Origin of the sequence: Methylobacterium fujisawaense (assembly GCF_039619325.1) — a bacterium.
GTDB classification, from domain to species: Bacteria; Pseudomonadota; Alphaproteobacteria; order Rhizobiales; family Beijerinckiaceae; genus Methylobacterium; species Methylobacterium fujisawaense.
In genome coordinates this window covers 1,513,592-1,529,453 of the sequence record NZ_CP155000.1, presented here as the reverse complement: position 1 = coordinate 1,529,453, position 15,862 = coordinate 1,513,592, and the positions used below count along the sequence as shown (strand labels likewise).

General features: G+C 67.1%; 19 protein-coding genes and 1 pseudogene. 15 read left to right on the top strand and 5 right to left on the bottom strand.

From position 1 onward, the window contains the following. Window positions 1–4: 4 nt before the first annotated feature. A pseudogene (locus ABC766_RS07405) lies at window positions 5–112 on the top strand (YeeE/YedE family protein); the annotation flags it as partial. A 242-nt stretch (window positions 113–354) separates the two neighbouring features. Here the strand turns inward: ABC766_RS07405 and ABC766_RS07400 are convergent. Further along, on the bottom strand, window positions 355–2,031 hold the full coding sequence (locus ABC766_RS07400; protein ID WP_345821637.1) for a TIGR01244 family sulfur transferase: 1,677 nt from the start codon (window positions 2,029–2,031) through the stop codon (window positions 355–357). A gap of 216 nt (window positions 2,032–2,247) precedes the next feature. Here ABC766_RS07400 and ABC766_RS07395 point away from each other — a divergent pair, with 216 nt between their 5' ends. The 4 genes from ABC766_RS07395 (at window position 2,248) to ABC766_RS07380 (ending at window position 5,334) form a co-directional block, all read left to right on the top strand. Next, window positions 2,248–3,033 carry a sulfite exporter TauE/SafE family protein gene (locus ABC766_RS07395; RefSeq protein WP_345821636.1) on the top strand — a complete coding sequence of 262 codons (786 nt, stop codon included), beginning with the start codon at window positions 2,248–2,250 and terminating at the stop codon, window positions 3,031–3,033. Window positions 3,034–3,107: 74 nt separating this feature from the next. After that, on the top strand, window positions 3,108–3,320 hold the full coding sequence (locus tag ABC766_RS07390) for a DUF2892 domain-containing protein (protein ID WP_342141158.1): 213 nt from the start codon (window positions 3,108–3,110) through the stop codon (window positions 3,318–3,320). A 37-nt stretch (window positions 3,321–3,357) separates the two neighbouring features. After that, window positions 3,358–4,257: an MBL fold metallo-hydrolase gene (locus tag ABC766_RS07385; protein WP_345821635.1), complete on the top strand. Its 900-nt coding sequence runs from the start codon at window positions 3,358–3,360 to the stop codon at window positions 4,255–4,257. A 33-nt stretch (window positions 4,258–4,290) separates the two neighbouring features. After that, window positions 4,291–5,334, top strand: a complete 1,044-nt coding sequence (locus ABC766_RS07380) for a YeeE/YedE family protein (RefSeq protein ID WP_342141156.1) — start codon at window positions 4,291–4,293, stop codon at window positions 5,332–5,334. A gap of 13 nt (window positions 5,335–5,347) precedes the next feature. Here ABC766_RS07380 and ABC766_RS07375 read toward each other — a convergent pair whose 3' ends face one another. Together ABC766_RS07375 and ABC766_RS07370 are read right to left on the bottom strand one after the other, a co-directional pair. Next, window positions 5,348–5,704 (bottom strand): ArsR/SmtB family transcription factor, encoded by a 357-nt coding sequence (locus ABC766_RS07375; RefSeq protein WP_043379005.1) that lies wholly within the window; start codon window positions 5,702–5,704, stop codon window positions 5,348–5,350. A 33-nt stretch (window positions 5,705–5,737) separates the two neighbouring features. Further along, a complete protein-coding gene (locus ABC766_RS07370) occupies window positions 5,738–6,079 on the bottom strand; it encodes a thioredoxin family protein (protein WP_342141155.1) in 342 nt (113 codons plus the stop codon). Between the two features lie 240 nt (window positions 6,080–6,319). Here ABC766_RS07370 and ABC766_RS07365 point away from each other — a divergent pair, with 240 nt between their 5' ends. The 10 genes from ABC766_RS07365 (at window position 6,320) to ABC766_RS07320 (ending at window position 14,518) form a co-directional block, all read left to right on the top strand. Further along, on the top strand, window positions 6,320–6,895 hold the full coding sequence (locus ABC766_RS07365) for a thioredoxin family protein (RefSeq protein ID WP_342141154.1): 576 nt from the start codon (window positions 6,320–6,322) through the stop codon (window positions 6,893–6,895). 167 nt (window positions 6,896–7,062) lie between these two features. Then, window positions 7,063–7,539 carry a sulfur oxidation c-type cytochrome SoxX gene (soxX, locus tag ABC766_RS07360; protein ID WP_342141153.1) on the top strand — a complete coding sequence of 159 codons (477 nt, stop codon included), beginning with the start codon at window positions 7,063–7,065 and terminating at the stop codon, window positions 7,537–7,539. A gap of 27 nt (window positions 7,540–7,566) precedes the next feature. Further along, window positions 7,567–8,037, top strand: a complete 471-nt coding sequence (soxY, locus tag ABC766_RS07355) for a thiosulfate oxidation carrier protein SoxY (RefSeq protein WP_010682138.1) — start codon at window positions 7,567–7,569, stop codon at window positions 8,035–8,037. 39 nt (window positions 8,038–8,076) lie between these two features. Beyond that, a complete protein-coding gene (gene soxZ, locus ABC766_RS07350; protein WP_010682137.1) occupies window positions 8,077–8,406 on the top strand; it encodes a thiosulfate oxidation carrier complex protein SoxZ in 330 nt (109 codons plus the stop codon). A 59-nt stretch (window positions 8,407–8,465) separates the two neighbouring features. Further along, window positions 8,466–9,329, top strand: a complete 864-nt coding sequence (soxA, locus tag ABC766_RS07345; protein WP_342141151.1) for a sulfur oxidation c-type cytochrome SoxA — start codon at window positions 8,466–8,468, stop codon at window positions 9,327–9,329. 15 nt (window positions 9,330–9,344) lie between these two features. After that, window positions 9,345–11,024, top strand: coding sequence for a thiosulfohydrolase SoxB (gene soxB, locus ABC766_RS07340; protein WP_342141150.1), 1,680 nt, complete (start codon window positions 9,345–9,347; stop codon window positions 11,022–11,024). 53 nt (window positions 11,025–11,077) lie between these two features. Then, window positions 11,078–12,385, top strand: a complete 1,308-nt coding sequence (gene soxC / locus ABC766_RS07335; RefSeq protein ID WP_345821633.1) for a sulfite dehydrogenase — start codon at window positions 11,078–11,080, stop codon at window positions 12,383–12,385. Further along, window positions 12,369–13,046, top strand: a complete 678-nt coding sequence (locus ABC766_RS07330) for a c-type cytochrome (protein ID WP_043378799.1) — start codon at window positions 12,369–12,371, stop codon at window positions 13,044–13,046. The genes soxC and ABC766_RS07330 overlap by 17 nt, the downstream gene beginning before the upstream one ends. 47 nt (window positions 13,047–13,093) lie before the next feature. Further along, window positions 13,094–13,993 (top strand): MBL fold metallo-hydrolase, encoded by a 900-nt coding sequence (locus ABC766_RS07325; protein WP_345821632.1) that lies wholly within the window; start codon window positions 13,094–13,096, stop codon window positions 13,991–13,993. 63 nt (window positions 13,994–14,056) lie between these two features. Further along, on the top strand, window positions 14,057–14,518 hold the full coding sequence (locus ABC766_RS07320; RefSeq protein ID WP_342141147.1) for a hypothetical protein: 462 nt from the start codon (window positions 14,057–14,059) through the stop codon (window positions 14,516–14,518). A gap of 28 nt (window positions 14,519–14,546) precedes the next feature. Here the strand turns inward: ABC766_RS07320 and ABC766_RS07315 are convergent, their stop codons facing one another. Together ABC766_RS07315 and ABC766_RS07310 are read right to left on the bottom strand one after the other, a co-directional pair. Further along, entirely contained in the window at window positions 14,547–15,110 is a 564-nt protein-coding gene (locus tag ABC766_RS07315; RefSeq protein ID WP_342141146.1) for a hypothetical protein, read from the bottom strand. A gap of 32 nt (window positions 15,111–15,142) precedes the next feature. After that, window positions 15,143–15,862, bottom strand: a complete 720-nt coding sequence (locus ABC766_RS07310; protein WP_342141145.1) for a cytochrome c biogenesis CcdA family protein — start codon at window positions 15,860–15,862, stop codon at window positions 15,143–15,145.

Here is a 15,862-nt window from a genome sequence, read left to right as displayed (position 1 = left end):
GTTGGGCCTGGCTGGCCTCTGTCCCGGTCCAGCGCGCGCCGGGCTTTCCCTAGGCCTTCCGCAAATCGCCCTGTTCGTGGCGGCGACGCCAGTCGGCAAGGTGGCTCACGACCTCGCCGGTAGCCAACGGCGCGGGCTGGCCGGAGCGAACAGTCGCGTGCCCGGCCTATCGGGGCGCAATGGTGCCGCGAGGGAACCCGAGCCTCAGCCCAGTGGCCTTGCCAGCGGTGCCGCGCCGCTCCGAACACGTGCCTCACGGTCCGGAACCCTAGCTGTCGGCTAAGGGCATGCGACTGAGCCCGCATCGTCGACGCACAGCGAGCGGCGCCGGGACAAAGCCGGCGCCGCTTAGCTTCAGGCGGCCGCCTTCTCCGGCTTAGCCATCCATTCGCGTCCCTTGAGCATGGCCTTCCAGTAGATCGGAGGCAGCATCCGCTCCTTCAGGAGCCATGCGAGGTGGCTCGGCTTCGTCCCGTCGATCAGCCATGCGGGGAAGCTCGGCATGAGTTTGCCTCCGTAGCCGAATTCCGCGAGCAGGATCTTACCTCGCTCGACCGTAAGTGGGCACGAGCCGTAGCCGTCGTAGGCGACCTCGGCGCCGCGAATGTGGCCCATCTCGACGAGGAGGTTGTGGGCCACCACAGGCGCCTGCTTGCGCGCGGCGGCGGCGGTCTTGGCGTTGGGAGCGTTGCAGGCGTCGCCGAGTGCGTAGACCTCGGGGAAGCGACGGTGTCGGAGGCTCCCGGGGTCCACGTCGACCCAGCCTGCGGCATCGGCTAGGGGCGAGACGCGGACGAAGTCGGGCGCCTGCTGCGGCGGCACGACGTGGATCATGTCGAAGCCGGTCTCAACCGTCTCGCTGCTGCCGTCCTCCGTCTTGCGCGAGAACCACGCGCGCCGGGCCGGACCGTCAATCCGGGTCAGGGTGTGATTGAAATTCAGGTTCGCGTCGTAGCGCTTCACGTATTCCATCAGGGCCGGGACGTATTCCTTCACGCCGAACAGGACCGGACCGGTATTGTAGAGCTCGACCGCGATGTCCCCGAGCCGCCCCTGCCGCAGCCAGTGGTCGGCGGAAAGGTACATCGCCTTCTGCGGGGCGCCGGCGCACTTGATCGGCATCGGCGGCTGCGTGAACACGGCGCGGCCCGCGCGCAGATTCCGCACGAGATCCCAGGTGTAGGGTGCGAGGTCGTAGCGGTAGTTCGAGGTGACCCCGTTCCGCCCGAGAGTCTCGGCGAGCCCCTCGATGCCGGCCCAATTAAGCTTGAGGCCGGGCGCGACCACGAGGCGGTCGTAGCGCACCACCCGGCACCCCTCCAGGATCACCGCCTTGCGCTCGGGCTCGAAGGCGGCGACCGCCGCCTTGATCCAGCGCACCCCGTCCGGGATCAGGGAAGCCATGGTCCTGGCCGTGGCGGCTGGCTCGAACACCCCGCCGCCGACCATCGTCCAGCCCGGCTGGTAGTAGTGCACGTCCGCCGGATCGATGACGGCGATGTCGAGGTCGGGCCTGCGGGCCTTCAGGCTCGCCGCGACGGCGATTCCGCCGGCCCCGCCGCCGACGACGACCACGCTGTGGAACTGGTCGTCGTGCTCGGTAGGAACCCGGCCGCCAGCGGCGATGCGCCGGACGACGCCGCTCAGATCGTATCCGGCCGCCTTGGTGGCAGCCAGGATGTCCGGAAGCGGCCGCGCAGCTGCCGCCTCGCCGAGCGCCCAAAGCGTCGCGGAGCGAGTCCCGGTGCGGCAGAAGGCGAGCACCGGCTTCGGCAGGGCCGCGAGCTCGTCGCGGAAGGCCATTACATCCCCATCCGTCACCTTGCCCGACGTGACGGGTAGGTACCGCGCCTCCAGACCGGCCGCACGCGCGGAGGCCTCCACCTCCCTGTAGCCCGGCTGGTCGCCGCCTTCGCCGTCGGGGCGATTGCAGATCACCGCCCGGAAGCCCGCCTTAGCCGCCGCCGCGAGACCGGAGGGGGCGAGCTGACCCGTCACCGACAGGTCCGGGGAGAGGCGTTTGACGTCCATGGCGGGATCCTCATCTGATAGATTTATATTATGAGTTGCGATTTCTATAAATCATATGTTGACCTGCACTGCAAGAAGGTTCATCAGTGACGAAAGCGACGGTCTTTCATTTTGCTTTTTTATCAAATGAAGGGTGCGTTGGGATCGGGGCTTGCCGGCCGCCGACTGGTTCGACCGGTCGTCGGCCAGTTCCCTGGACGCGGAGGTCACCGGCCGATGAATGCGCTTCCCGCCATCCTGTCCGGCTCGGGGATCGGCTTCACGCTCGGCCTCATCGGCGGCGGCGGCTCGATCCTGGCGACGCCGCTTCTGCTGTACGTGGTCGGCATGGCCCAGCCGCACCTCGCCATCGGGACCGGCGCGCTGGCGGTCGCGGCCAACGCGTTCCTGACCCTCGGCGGGCACGCCAGGTCCGGCAACGTGCGATGGCGCTGCGCCGCCGTGTTCGCTGGGGTCGGCATCCTGGGCGCCCTCGTCGGCTCGACGTTCGGCAAAGCAGTCGACGGCCAGCGCCTGCTCTTCCTCTTCGCGATGCTGATGGTCGTCGTCGGCATCCACATGCTGCGGGGTCGCAAGGTTCAGGGTGGAACCTCGGAGCCTGTCGGTTGCGGCCCGGTACCGAGCTGGAAGGTCGTGGCCGTCGCCTTCGCTGTCGGAATCCTCTCGGGCTTCTTCGGGATCGGCGGCGGCTTCCTGATCGTGCCGGGCCTCGTCTTCGCCACCGGCATGCCGCTGATCACCGCGGTCGGCACCTCGCTGCTCGCCGTCGGCGCCTTCGGCCTCGCCACAGCAACGAATTACGCCCTGTCCGGCATGGTCGATTGGGCCGTCGCCGGGGAATTCATCGCTGGCGGCCTCGTCGGCGGTTTCCTGGGTATGCGGCTGGCCAACCGGCTCTCTGGCTACAAGGGCGCGCTCAACACGGTGTTCGCCACCGTCATCTTCGGTGTCGCCGGCTACATGCTCTACCGCAACGCCGGCGCCTTCGCCGCGACGCCTTGACCGTCGCTGGGGCGGGCGCCCGGTGCCGCACCCGCTTCGGTGATCGCTACACGGCACCTTCCAGGAAAATCGCCATGATACCCAATGTCGGTAGCATCGATCGCATCCTGCGCCTCGTCGTCGGCCTCTTGGTCGCAGGCCTGGGTTACGTGATGCTCGCAGGAGTCTGGGCCTATGTCGCCGCCGGCATCGGCGTCGTGCTGGCGTTGACCGCCCTGGTCGGCTCCTGCCCCGCCTACGCGATCCTAGGGATCAACACCTGCCGACGCCGGCTTCCCGGCGCCTGACGCCATCCGTCCAAGGACGACTGACTGGAGACAAGCAATGACCGAAGCCCGTGGCCCCGAACCCGTCATCCAAGCCTTCTTCGACGAGCCCACCAACACGGTGAGCTACATCGTGGCCGATCCCGAGACGAAGCAGGCGGCCTTCATCGATCCGGTACTCGACTACGATCACAACGGCGGCAGCGTCGACACCCGCTCCGTCGAGGCGATGCTGACGGCCGCCGAGGAGGCGGGCTACACGGTGGTCTGGACGCTGGAGACCCACGCGCACGCCGACCACCTCTCCGGCTCGCCCTACGTGAAGGCCAAGACCGGCGCGAAGATCGGCATCGGCGAGCACATCAAGGAGGTCCAGAAGATCTTCCGCCCGGTCTTCAACGCCACTGACCTGAAGACCGACGGCAGCGATTTCGACCACCTCTTCGTGGACGGCGAGACGTTTGCCATCGGCAATCTCGCCGTCGAGGTGCTGTACACGCCAGGCCATACGCCGGCTGACATCTGCTACCGCATCGGCGGCCACGTCTTCGTCGGCGACACGCTGTTCATGCCCGATTTCGGTACGGCGCGGGCCGACTTCCCCGGCGGCGATGTGCGCACCCTCTACCGTTCGATCCGCAAGCTGCTGGCCCTGCCGCCGGAAACGGTGCTTCACCTCTGCCATGACTACAAAGCGCCGGGCCGCGATGTGTACGCCTGGGAGACCACGGTCGGCGAGCAGCGCGAGCGCAACGTTCACGTGAAGGAGGGTGTGAGCGAGGAGGAGTTCACCGCCATGCGCACCGCCCGGGACGCGACCCTGGCTGCGCCGCGCCTTCTGCTGCCGTCGATCCAGATCAATATCCGCGCCGGCAAGTTCCCCCCGGCCGAGGCGAACGGCGTTCGTTACCTGACCATTCCGGTCAAACTGAAAGGCGGAGCGGAACTGGGTGTTTGACAGGGCTCATCGGTATTGGGCGTACCTGAGCCGATGATGGACCTCCTGCCTGCGCATCTCGTTCGGGCGGCACTCGGCCTTGTGCTGGGTGCCGTGCTCGGGACGGTCGCGCGCCGGGGTCGGTTCTGTACGCTGGGCGCCATCGAAGATGCCGTCTATGCGCGTGACACGCGCCGCGCCCGGGCGTGGCTGCTGGCGACCGGCATCGCCGTGGTGGGCACGCAGCTTCTGGAATCCGAATTCGGTCTCGACCTCGCCCGGTCGATCTATGCGGGGCCGCGCCTCGAATGGGGCGCGATGATCCTTGGCGGGACGATGTTCGGCTTCGGCATGGCGCTCGTCGGCACCTGCAGTTTCGGCGCGTTGCTGCGGCTCGGCGGGGGAGACCTGCGCGCCCTCTTCGTCCTCTTCGTGCTCGGCCTCTCGGCCTATATGGCGATCAGCGGCGTGACCGCTCTGCTCCGCGTGACGATCACCGCACCGCTGAGCCTCGATCTCGGCAGCCAGCGTCTCGGGGCCTTATTGAGGCTGGATCGGACCGGCCGCGTGGCCTTCAGCGTCGTTGCGGGGATCGGTCTCTGTATCGTGGCGCTCACGAGCAAAGATTTTCGCGGGACTAGGCGGCTTTGGGTCGGCGCCATCGCCATCGGGATCGTCATCGTCGCCGGTTGGTGGACGAATGGAAGCGCGGGCTTCGATGAGTTCGAAACCCGGGCGGTCGGCTCCTTCAGCTTCGCACGGCCGGTCGGCGATACCCTCCTCTACGCCATGCTCGCGAGCGGGACGCAAATCGATTTCGGTGTGGCCTCGGTCCTCGGCGTCGTGCTCGGATCCTTCGCGGCGGCGCGCGCTGCGGGGGAATTTCACTGGGAGGCGCCTGACGATGCCCGCGAGTTAAAACGCCACCTGCTCGGCGCCTTCCTGATGGGCACCGGCGGCGTTACGGCGCTGGGCTGCACCATCGGCCAGGGATTGAGCGGGCTCTCGACGCTCTCGGTCGGCTCGATTCTCGCCCTCGGCGCGATCCTCGTCGGGGCTCGCGCGGGGCTCTACTACCTCGTTGACCGGCACACCTGAGAGGCTTCGCCGGTTACGGTGTCCGTCCGTTGCAGAACGCGCGGTGCAGGGCGGCGATGATCTCGCGAACCTCCGGCCGGGCCAGCGCATAATAGATGTTCTTGCCGTCGCGGCGGGCCTCGACGAGATCGTCGGCCCGTAACCGCGCCAGTTGCTGGGACACGGCCGGCTGCCGCAGGTTCAGCAATTGCTCCAGTTCCGAAACCGAGCGCTCGCCCTCGACCAGCAGGCAAAGGATGACCAACCTTGCCTCGTGCCCGAGGGCTTTAAGCAGCTCGCTGGCATCGCGGGCATTGGCCAGCAACAGATCCAGGTCGAGGCTGCCCGGGGCCTCGACGCTCGTCACCGGTTGCGCCTGTTGCAACGGCATCATCCCACCCTTTTCCTCGCCGCCCGAAGCCCGTCACGGGGATCCGGGGAGCCGTTCGAGCAACCGCTCGACCCGCCCCCAGAAGAAATCCTCACCCGGATAGCCCTCGATCCGGTCGAGCTCGGACCCGTCTTCGACGAGGACGAATGTCGGTGTGTAGCGGATCGGGCGCTTGAGCGTGAGTCCAGGAGGGAGGCCTGCGTCGAGATCGACACGGCGCAACGGCGCCCGCTTCCCGATGTCCGTCTTCGGGTAGATCGGCCCGATCTCCTTGTCCCAGGCCTTGCACCACGGGCAGCCGCGCCGCTCGAACTTGATCAGCTCGGCGGCGTCGACGATGCCGGGCCATAGGGCGAACCCCCATGCCCCCGCCATGACCGCTCGCCTCGTTCCCCGCATCGGCCTTCCCAAGCTCAGGACCACCGATCCTGATATAGCAAAAGACGAATGTGTTCGAGGGGCAACGGCGCAGCCGCCGGGATCGTGACCGCCAATACCGGGAAACCGCCGTCGTCCGTGCGGCTTCAGGGGCGGCCAGATGTCAGGAGGACCGGATTGCCAGGGGCAGGACAATCGCTCTACACATGCAGGAACTCGAATATTTGGAGGGACGCCATGTCGACCCGGCGCCGGTTCCTGGCGGCTGCCCTCGCGCTCGGCCTGCCCTCCAAAACCATGGCCCAGGCGATCCAGGGCGATGACGGCCTCTACCGGGAGCCCTGGTTCCTCGAAAGCTTCCTCGATCTCCCCGACGATCTGAAGACGGCGCGGGAGCACGGCAAACGCCTCGCCATCCTCTGGGAATTGAAGGGCTGCCCCTTCTGCAAGCAGATCCATCTCGTGAACTTCGCGGATCCGGCGACGAGTGCCTTCATCCGCGAGCGTTTCGAGATCCTGCAACTGAACTTCATCGGTTCACGGGAAGTCACCGATTTCGACGGGCAGATCCTTCCCGAGAAAGCTTTCGCTGAGAAGTACGGCATCCGGTCCACGCCGACCGTTCAGTTCTTTCCGGCCGAGGAAACGGCGCTCGCGAGCAAGCCGCCCCAGCAGCGCGAGGTCTTGCGAATGCGGGGCTACGTGCCGCCGGAGGAGTTCCGCCGCTCCTTCGCCTTCGTGGCCGAGCGCGCCGACGAGCGGATGACCCTGGAGGATTACCTGCGCTCCCCGGAGACGGCGAAGCGGGGCTGACAGTCGGGCCGCGAGAGTCAGCGGCCTCGCAATTCCAGCTTGACTTGAAAGCGATCCGCGTCAAACTTGCAATAATTCGCATATGTCGATGGGTTCGCCCATCGGCATGGCGAGCGGTCCGAGACGACCGCACCCGCCGCAAAGACGGCGCACCGAGGAAACGCCAGATGCGCAGGCCGATCACAGCCTTTGCGCTCGCGGGACTTTGCGTCCTCGCGACCGCCGCCGGAGCCGAGACAGCTTCCACCGGGCTCGCCCCGTTCGAGATCGTCGCCATCGACGGCAGCGACGCGATCCCCGCGCCGCTCACCGACAAGCCGGGGGATGCGTCGGCCGGCGCGAAGGTCGTCGTGAACCGGCGCCAGGGCAATTGCCTCGGCTGCCATCAGGTCTTGTCGCTCAAGGGCGAATCCTTCCACGGCGAGGTCGGGCCCTCCCTCGACGGCGTCGCAAGCCGGTGGGACGCGGCCCACCTGCGGATGATCATCGTCAACCCGAAGCACGTCTTCACCGAGGCCACCGTGATGCCGGCCTTCTACCGGATCGACGGCCTCCACCGCGTGCGCGCCGAATTCCAGGGCAAGCCGATCCTGACCGCGCAGCAGGTCGAGGACGTCGTCGCCTACCTCACGACCTTGAAGTGATCTCGCGGGCTGAAGGAGCCGCTTGCCATGACCTCTGCCAAGATCCCCGCACTGAGCCGCCGCCAAGCCCTGGCCTTCGGCACCGGCGCCATGGTGGCTACCGCCTTCGCTTTCCGCGCCGGCCCGGCCCTGGCGGCGAAGCCCGCGACCGATGAGGCCATCAAGGCCTTCACCCGCGGCAAGGAGCCGGTGAAGGGCAGGGTCAAGCTCGAACTCCCCGAGATCGCCGAGAACGGCAACACCGTGCCGATGACGGTGAGCGTCGACGGGCCGATGACGGCGGAAAGCTACGTCGAGGAGGTGATGATCGTCGCCGAGGGCAACCCGAACCCCGGCGTCATCAGCTTCCACTTCACGCCGTCGAGCGTCGCGGAGGCGAACACCCGGATCCGTCTCGCAGAGACCCAGAACGTCATCGCGGTCGCCCGCATGAACGACGGCTCGGTCTTCAGCGACGTCCGCCAGGTGAAGGTCACCATCGGCGGCTGCGGCGGCTAACCCACACGCGACAGCATTGAACGAGGACGGGAGGACCACATGGCCGACGTGAAGCCGCGGATCAAACTGGACAAAAAGGAGGTCGCCAAGGGCGGCATCATCGAGGTGAAGACGCTCGTCTCCCACACGATGGAGTCCGGTCAGCGCAAGGACAAGGACGGGAAGACGATCCCGCGCAAGATCCTGAACAAGTTCACCTGTGACCTGAACGGCAAGACGATCTTCAGCGCCGATATCGAGAGCGCAGTCTCCGCCAATCCCTACTTCCAGTTCAAGATCAAGCCCGAGGAATCCGGAGCGCTGACCTTTACCTGGGTCGATGACGACGGGTCGAAGATCCAGGCTACCGAGCAGATCAAGGTCGCCTGACGCGCGCCCGGGGCCGTTCGCCCCGGAGCGCCTTTCCCCGCCGCGCCGGAGCCCTCACCATGGTCCGCCCAACTCTCGCCTTTACAGCGCTCGCGCTCGTCGCATTGGCCGTCGCGCCGCACGCACAGGACATGCCGTCGGCGCCCGTCGCGAAGGAAGCGTCCGAGCGCCCGGCGTGGCAGGCGCACGGCATGAAGCCCCAGAGCCCGGATTCTCCGTTCGAGGAAGTCGTCTCGGGCCTGTATTTCCGTTCCAAGGAAACGCAGGAGATGCAGGCCGACGACTTCAACAATCCGGGCTTCCTCGCCGTCGAGCAGGGCGAGGAACTCTGGTCGAAGGTCGATGGCGCGGCCGGCAAGTCCTGCGCGAGCTGCCACAACGAGGCCTCGACCTCGATGAAGGGCGTCGCGGCGGCCTATCCGAAGTGGAACGAGAGGCTCGGGAAGCCAATCAATCTTGAGCAGCGGATCAACATCTGCCGCAGCGGCGCCCTGAAGGCCGAGCCTTACGCCTTCGGCTCGCCCGAACTCACGGCGATGACCACCTACATCCGCAACCAGTCCCGGGGGATGCCGGTCGCCGTGAAGGTGGACGGGCCGATGACGCCCTGGTTCGAGCGCGGTAAGTCGCTCTACTACCAGCGGAACGGCCAGCTCGATCTCGCCTGCGCGAGCTGCCACGAGAAGAACCACGGCAAATACCTTCGGGCCGATTTCCTCAGCCAGGGGCAGAGCAACGGCTTCCCCGTCTACCGCCTTCGCGACCAGCGGCTGGTGCCGCTGCACGAGCGCATGGAGGGCTGCATGCAGGACGTCCGGGCCACGCCGTTCAAGCCGCTCTCTGACGAGTTCCTCGCCCTGGAGACCTACGTCGCGTGGCGCGGCCTCGGCCTTCCGGTCGAGACGCCTGCCGTGCGCAACTGAGTGTCGGATCGTCCCATGACCTCACGCCGCGACTTCCTGCAGATCGCCGCCGCCACCGCGGCCCTGGTGCCGACAGGCTGGACCCGCGCCTTCGCCCAGCAGCGCCTGACCCAGGACGACCTCCTGGCCTTCGAGCCGATGGGCAACGTCACCCTGGTCCACCTGACCGACATCCACGCGCAGTTGCGGCCCGTGCTGTTCCGCGAGCCCTCGACCAATCTCGGGGTGGGCGAGGCGCGCGGTCAGGTCCCCCACGTCACCGGACGCGCCACCCTCGACCTCTACGGCATCCCCGGCGGCTCGCCGCTGGCCTATGCGCTGACGCCGGAGGACTACATCGCCTTGGCCCGCAGCTACGGCCGGATGGGCGGCCTCGACCGCATCGCCACGGTGCTCGACGCGATCCGCGCCGAGCGCGGCGACAAGGTGCTGTTCCTCGACGGCGGCGACACTTGGCAGAACAGCTACACCTCGATGGTGAGCAAGGGCCAGGACATGGTCGACTGCATGGCGCTGCTGAAGCCAGACGCCATGACCGGCCACTGGGAGTTCACCCTCGGCACCGAGCGGGTGAAGGAGATCGTGGACGGGCTCGGCTGCCCGTTCCTCGGCCAGAATGTCCGCGACGCCGAGTGGAACGAGCCGGCCTTCGAATCCACCAAAATGTTCGAGCGCGGCGGCGCGAAGGTCGCGGTGATTGGGCAGGCCTTCCCCTACACGCCCATCGCCAACCCTCGCTGGATGATCCCAAACTGGTCCTTCGGCATCCGTGAGGAGGATGTGCAGGCGAGCGTCGACAAGGCCCGGAAAGAGGGCGCCGACCTCGTCGTGCTGCTCTCCCACAACGGCTTCGACGTCGACCGCAAGCTCGCCTCGCGGGTGAAGGGTATCGACGTCGTCCTGACCGGCCACACGCACGATGCGCTGCCGCAGGCGGTGAAGGTCGGCAACACCCTGCTCATCGCCTCGGGCAGCCACGGCAAGTTCCTCACCCGTGTCGACCTCGACGTGCGGGACGGCGCCGTGAAGGGCTACCGCTCGAAGCTCATCCCGATCTTCTCCGATGTCATCGCCCCGCAGAAGGCGATGGCGGCCAAGATCCAGGCGATCCGTGCACCCCACGAGACGATGCTGAGCCAGGAACTCGGGCGGACCGAGGCCCTGCTCTACCGGCGCGGCAATTTCAACGGCACCCTTGATGACCTGATCTGCGATGCGCTCCTGTCCGAGCGCGAGGCCGACATCGCCCTCTCGCCCGGCTTCCGCTGGGGCACGACCCTCCTGCCCGGACAAGCGATCACCCACGAGGACGTCTACAACGCCACCGCCATCACCTACCCGGCGGCCTACCGGATGCCCATGACCGGCGCCCGGCTAAAGGAGGTGCTGGAGGACGTGGCCGACAACCTCTTCAACGCAGACCCGTACTATCAGCAGGGGGGCGACATGGTTCGGGTGGGGGGCGTGTCCTACGCCATCGACGTCGCCCGTCCGGCTGGCAGCCGCATCTCCGACCTCACCCTGCTGCGCACCGGCAAACCCATCGAGGCCGGCAGCAGCTACACCGTGGCGGGCTGGGCGAGCGTCAACGAGGGAACCGAGGGTCCGCCGATCTGGGACGTCGTCGCCTCGCATATCAAGGCCAAGGGAACGGTGAACCCGACGCCCGCGCAGGTCACCGTCCGTGGCGCCTAGGCGTCTTGAAGATATTCACACATTGCCATACTTGAAATAGTTCGGAGAGACCGATGTCTGAACCGAAGCCGCGCCCCGATCCGTCCGGGCCGACCTCCCGCCGATCCTTCCTGCGCACCAGTCTCGCTCTCGGCGGAGCGGTCGGCGCCGGGGTGGGAACCGGGGCTTTCGCGGGCCATGCGGCCGCCGCCGCACCGGATGCGAAGAACCTGCCGCCGAACGTGCCGGAATGGTCGCAATCCCTCGGTGACGGTGTCGTAAGTCGACCTTATGGCCATCCCTCGAAGTTCGAGGCGGACGTGATCCGCCGCGACGTCGAATGGCTGACCGCCTCTCGCCAGAGCTCGGTGAGCTTCACGCCGCTGCACCAGCTTGAGGGGATCATCACCCCCAACGGCCTCGGCTTCGAGCGCCACCATGGCGGCATTGCCGAGATCGACCCGGCCGAGCACCGGTTGATGATCCACGGGCTCGTCGAGAAGCCGCTGATGCTGACGTTGGAGGACATCAAGCGCTTCCCCCGCGTCAACCGGATCGCGTTCCTCGAATGCGCGGCCAATTCCGGCATGGAGTGGAAGGGCGCGCAGCTCAACGGCTGCCAGTTCACCCACGGCATGATCCACTGCGTCATGTACACGGGCGTGCCGCTCAAGCGCCTGCTCGAAGAGGCGGGTCTCAAGACGAACGCCAAGTGGCTGCTGCCGGAGGGGGCCGACGCGTCGGCCATGACCCGCTCGGTGCCGATCGAGAAGGCGCTCGACGACGCCATCGTCGCCTACGCCATGAACGGCGAGGCGCTCTATCCCGAGCACGGCTATCCCCTGCGCCTCGTCCTGCCCGGCTGGCAGGGCAATATGTGGGTGAAGTGGCTGCGCCGGATCAAGGTTGGCGACGAGCCCTGGCACACCCGTGAGGAGACCTCGAAGTACACGGCCCTCATGCCGGACGGACAGGCGCGGCGCTTCACCTGGGCCATGGACGCGAAGTCCGTGATCACCAATCCGAGCCCGCAGGCGCCCATTCGCGGCAAGGGCTTCACCGTGCTCTCGGGCCTCGCGTGGTCGGGACGCGGGGCGATCAATGGCGTGGACGTCTCCCTCGATGGCGGTCGCAACTGGCGCGCTGCCCGGCTCGACGGTCCGGTCCTCGATAAGGCGCTGACGCGCTTTTATTACGAGTTCGACTGGAACGGTGAGCCGCTGCTGCTCCAGTCCCGCGCCAGGGACGAGACCGGCTATGTGCAGCCGACCAAGGCGGCGCTGCGCCAGCATCGCGGCCTGAACTCGATCTACCACAACAACGGCATCCAGACCTGGCACGTGCTGCCCACCGGGGAGATCGAGAATGTCGAGGTCGCGTAACCTCATTCCGGCCGCCCTTTCGGCCATCCTCCTCGCCGCGACGCCGGTGGCGGCCGAGCGCCTGAACATCGGCCGCGCGGCAACGCCCGAGGAAATCAAGGGCTGGGACATCGACGTGCGGCCGGACGGCCAGGGGCTTCCGGTCGGCAAGGGCACGGCGGCACTCGGTGAGACCATCTTCCAGGAGCGCTGCGCCAGCTGCCACGGCGAGTTCGGCGAAGGCGCGGGCCGGTGGCCGGAACTCGCCGGCGGATCCGGGACCTTGAAGTCGGAGAACCCGGTCAAGACCATCGGGTCCTACTGGCCCTACGTCTCGACCGTATTCGACTTCGTACACCGGGCGATGCCGTTCGGCGCGGCCCAGACCCTGACGCCGGACGAGACCTACTCGGTCACGGCCTATCTCCTCTATCTCAACGACATTCTGAAGGATCAGGATTTCGAGGTGAACGAGAAGAACCTCGCCAGCATCCGCCTGCCGAACGAGAAGAACTTCTTCATGGACGACCGCGAGACGGCGGAGAAGGAGTTCTGGACGGCCAAGCCCTGCATGACCAACTGCCTGCCCAAAGAGGCGACCATCACGAGCCATGCGCGCATCCTCGACGTGACGCCCGACAAGGCTGCCGACTCCGCGAAGAAGGCGCCTCCGGTCCAGTGACGACCGGCGCCTCTGTTCCCGAATCGCGCTGCGACAGGCGTCTCTTCATGGCGGGGCTCGCGGCGGGCCTCGCGGGGGCGTGGCCGACCGGCCGCGCGGCCGCGAACCCGGCGGCAGCACTGAAGGTCGGCGGTACCTCGGTAGAGACGGCGAGCGACGGCACGCTGTCCTCCTCCCTCGCGTTCATGCTGCCCAACACGCCGCGCGAGGAGGTGGAGACTGTCTTCAAGGTCGAGGGCCAGCGCGCGGAGGCCACCCCAATCCCGACGAACGCGAGCCTCGTGCGAATTGGTTCGGAGATCATCCTGATCGATGCTGGCTCGGGCAACTCATTTCAGCCGACGGCGGGCAAGCTCGGAGAGACATTGGAGAGCCGGAACATTTCGCGCGAGGCGATCACCCAGGTCGTGTTCACGCACGCCCATCCCGATCATCTCTGGGGCGCGATCGACGATTTCGACGACAGCGAACGGTTTCCCAATGCCCGCTATGTGGTGCCGGCGGCGGAATGGGATTTTTGGACCCGCGACGACGTCGAGAACCTGGTGCCCGACTGGCTGAAGGGTCTCTCCGTGGGCTCGCGACGGACCCTGCGCCGTCTTGAGTCGAAGCTGGAGCGCCGCAAGCCAGGCGAGAGCATCGCTCCCGGCCTCACCTACGTCGCGACGCCGGGGCATACACCCGGCCACGCCTCCGTACTCGTCGAAGCGGGACGGGAGCAGGTACTGATCGGCGGGGATGCCCTAAGCCATGGCGTCCTGTCGTTCCGGCGTCCCGCCTGGGCGTTCGGAAGCGATCTCGACCGCGACCTCGCTTCCCGCACCCGCCTGACCCTGCTGGACCGGTTGGCGAACGAGCGGATGACGCTCGTTGGCTTTCATCTCCCGGGCTCGGGCGTCGGACATGTCGAGCGTGCCGGCGACAGCTATCGATTCCTGCAGACCTGACGAGATGGTTCCAAGAGGAGCGCGCGTCTCGGATCAGGATCGTTCGACAACGGAGGGGACGAGATGATGCTGTCGCGCAGGGGTGTGTCCGGATTGGCCGCGCTGCTGGCCGGACTCGGGGCGAGCAGGGCCACGGCGGCTCCGGCAACCGGCCCGAAGACCCACCGCGTCGCGATGCAGGTCAGTTCGCGCGAGAGCGGCGTGTTCGATCTTGCCCTCAACAATGCGGTCAACCTCGCGCGCGAATACAGCGAACAGGCAGAGGAACTGGAAGTCGAGATCGTCGCCTATGGCCCAGGCCTGCTCATGCTGCGGGCCGACACATCGCCCGTGACGGCGAGGATCCATTCCATCAGCGAGAGCGTGCCCGGGATCGTCCTCTCGGCCTGCGGCAACACAATCAAGGCTATGGAGAAGGCCGAGGGACACCCTTTGGAACTGCTGCCCCACGTCGGCATCGTTCCAGCGGGGGCGGTCCGTCTCGTGACCCTTCAGGAAGCAGGATGGAGCTACCTGCGCGTTTAACTGAGTCCGGTGGGTTGACGAGCTCGTCTCAGCGAATGACGAGCGCCTCGATCCAGCGGGCGCCTGGAACAATGTCCGCACGGGCAGCCTGATCGAACGGGGGCACGGAGGGATCCTGGGGCGGAGCCGCGATGTCGTTGAGGTCCACCGCCATCGGCCTTCCAACCAGCCCGTCCTCCGTTTTCTGAAGAGCGTAATAGAGGCCGTTGCTTAACTTGGCTCCGTAGTCGGCCGGCGCCTTGTAGAGGAAGAGCAGGGCGTGCTCGAGCCACGTAAAATCGCCCGCGCGGACCGTTCCCGGATTCGCGTAGGGATAGGGGACGTGGCACTGGACCTCGGGTCCATCGACGCATTTGAACTCGCGCATCGACAGAAAGAAGTCCTTGAGCTTCGTCCGGTCGAGGGTGACGACGAACCGCGTGGCGTCCGGCCCTGGGGTGAACGTCACGGTGCCGATTGGGATGGACGTACCGTCGCGGGTGCGTAGCTCAAGCTGCTTCGTGCCGACCAATTCCCAAGCATGTGCCGGACCTGCAATCCCGAGAAGGATGGCAGCGTAGAGCAGGCAGATCCGGAGAAGGTAGGGTCGCATGGGGCGGGCTCTGGAGGCACATACCATCGAGGTCAAAGGCGGGTCGTCAGGTCGGTGAGCCAAGCCGGCGAGGCGTTGACCAGGACGGTCTCCGCAGCCTTGTCGTAGCCCGTGGCGATCAGCAGGCCGGTGGCCACGAGGATGGCGCCCAGGGCGACCTTCAGCCCCTTGCCGAGCCCCATCATCCGGTCGCGCCAGCGCATCAGTACCTCGCGGGACAGCGTGCCGAGGAGCAGGAGCGGAAGGGCGGCGCCGATGCCGAACAGAAGCATCGTTGCCGCCACCGTACCCAGGTCTCGCCCCTGCGATGCGAGGAGGGACGCGGCCCCGAGGGTCGGCCCCACGCAGGGGCTCCAGACCGCCCCGAGCAGCAGCCCGACCCCAAACTGTCCCAGGAGCCCGGCGGTCGAGAAGCCACCGAACCGGCTCTCGGTCCAGTTGCTCACCGGGCCGGCGGCAACGGCAAGCCGGGTCTGGGCGGCCGGAACCATCAGGACGAGTCCGATCAGGACCAGCATGATGGCCGCCACGGTGCGGAAGACATCGGCGTCGAGGCCGAGGGCGAACCCCACGGTCGCCACGAACAGCCCAATGGCCACGAAGGACACCGCGAGACCGGCGGCCAGGGCGGCGGGGCCGAGCCTATGCTCCGAGGCCGCCGCGCCCAGCACCAGCGGCAGCAGGGGCAGCACGCAGGGGGACAGCACCGAGAGGATGCCGGCGAGGAACGCGAGGCCGAACGTCGTGGCCAT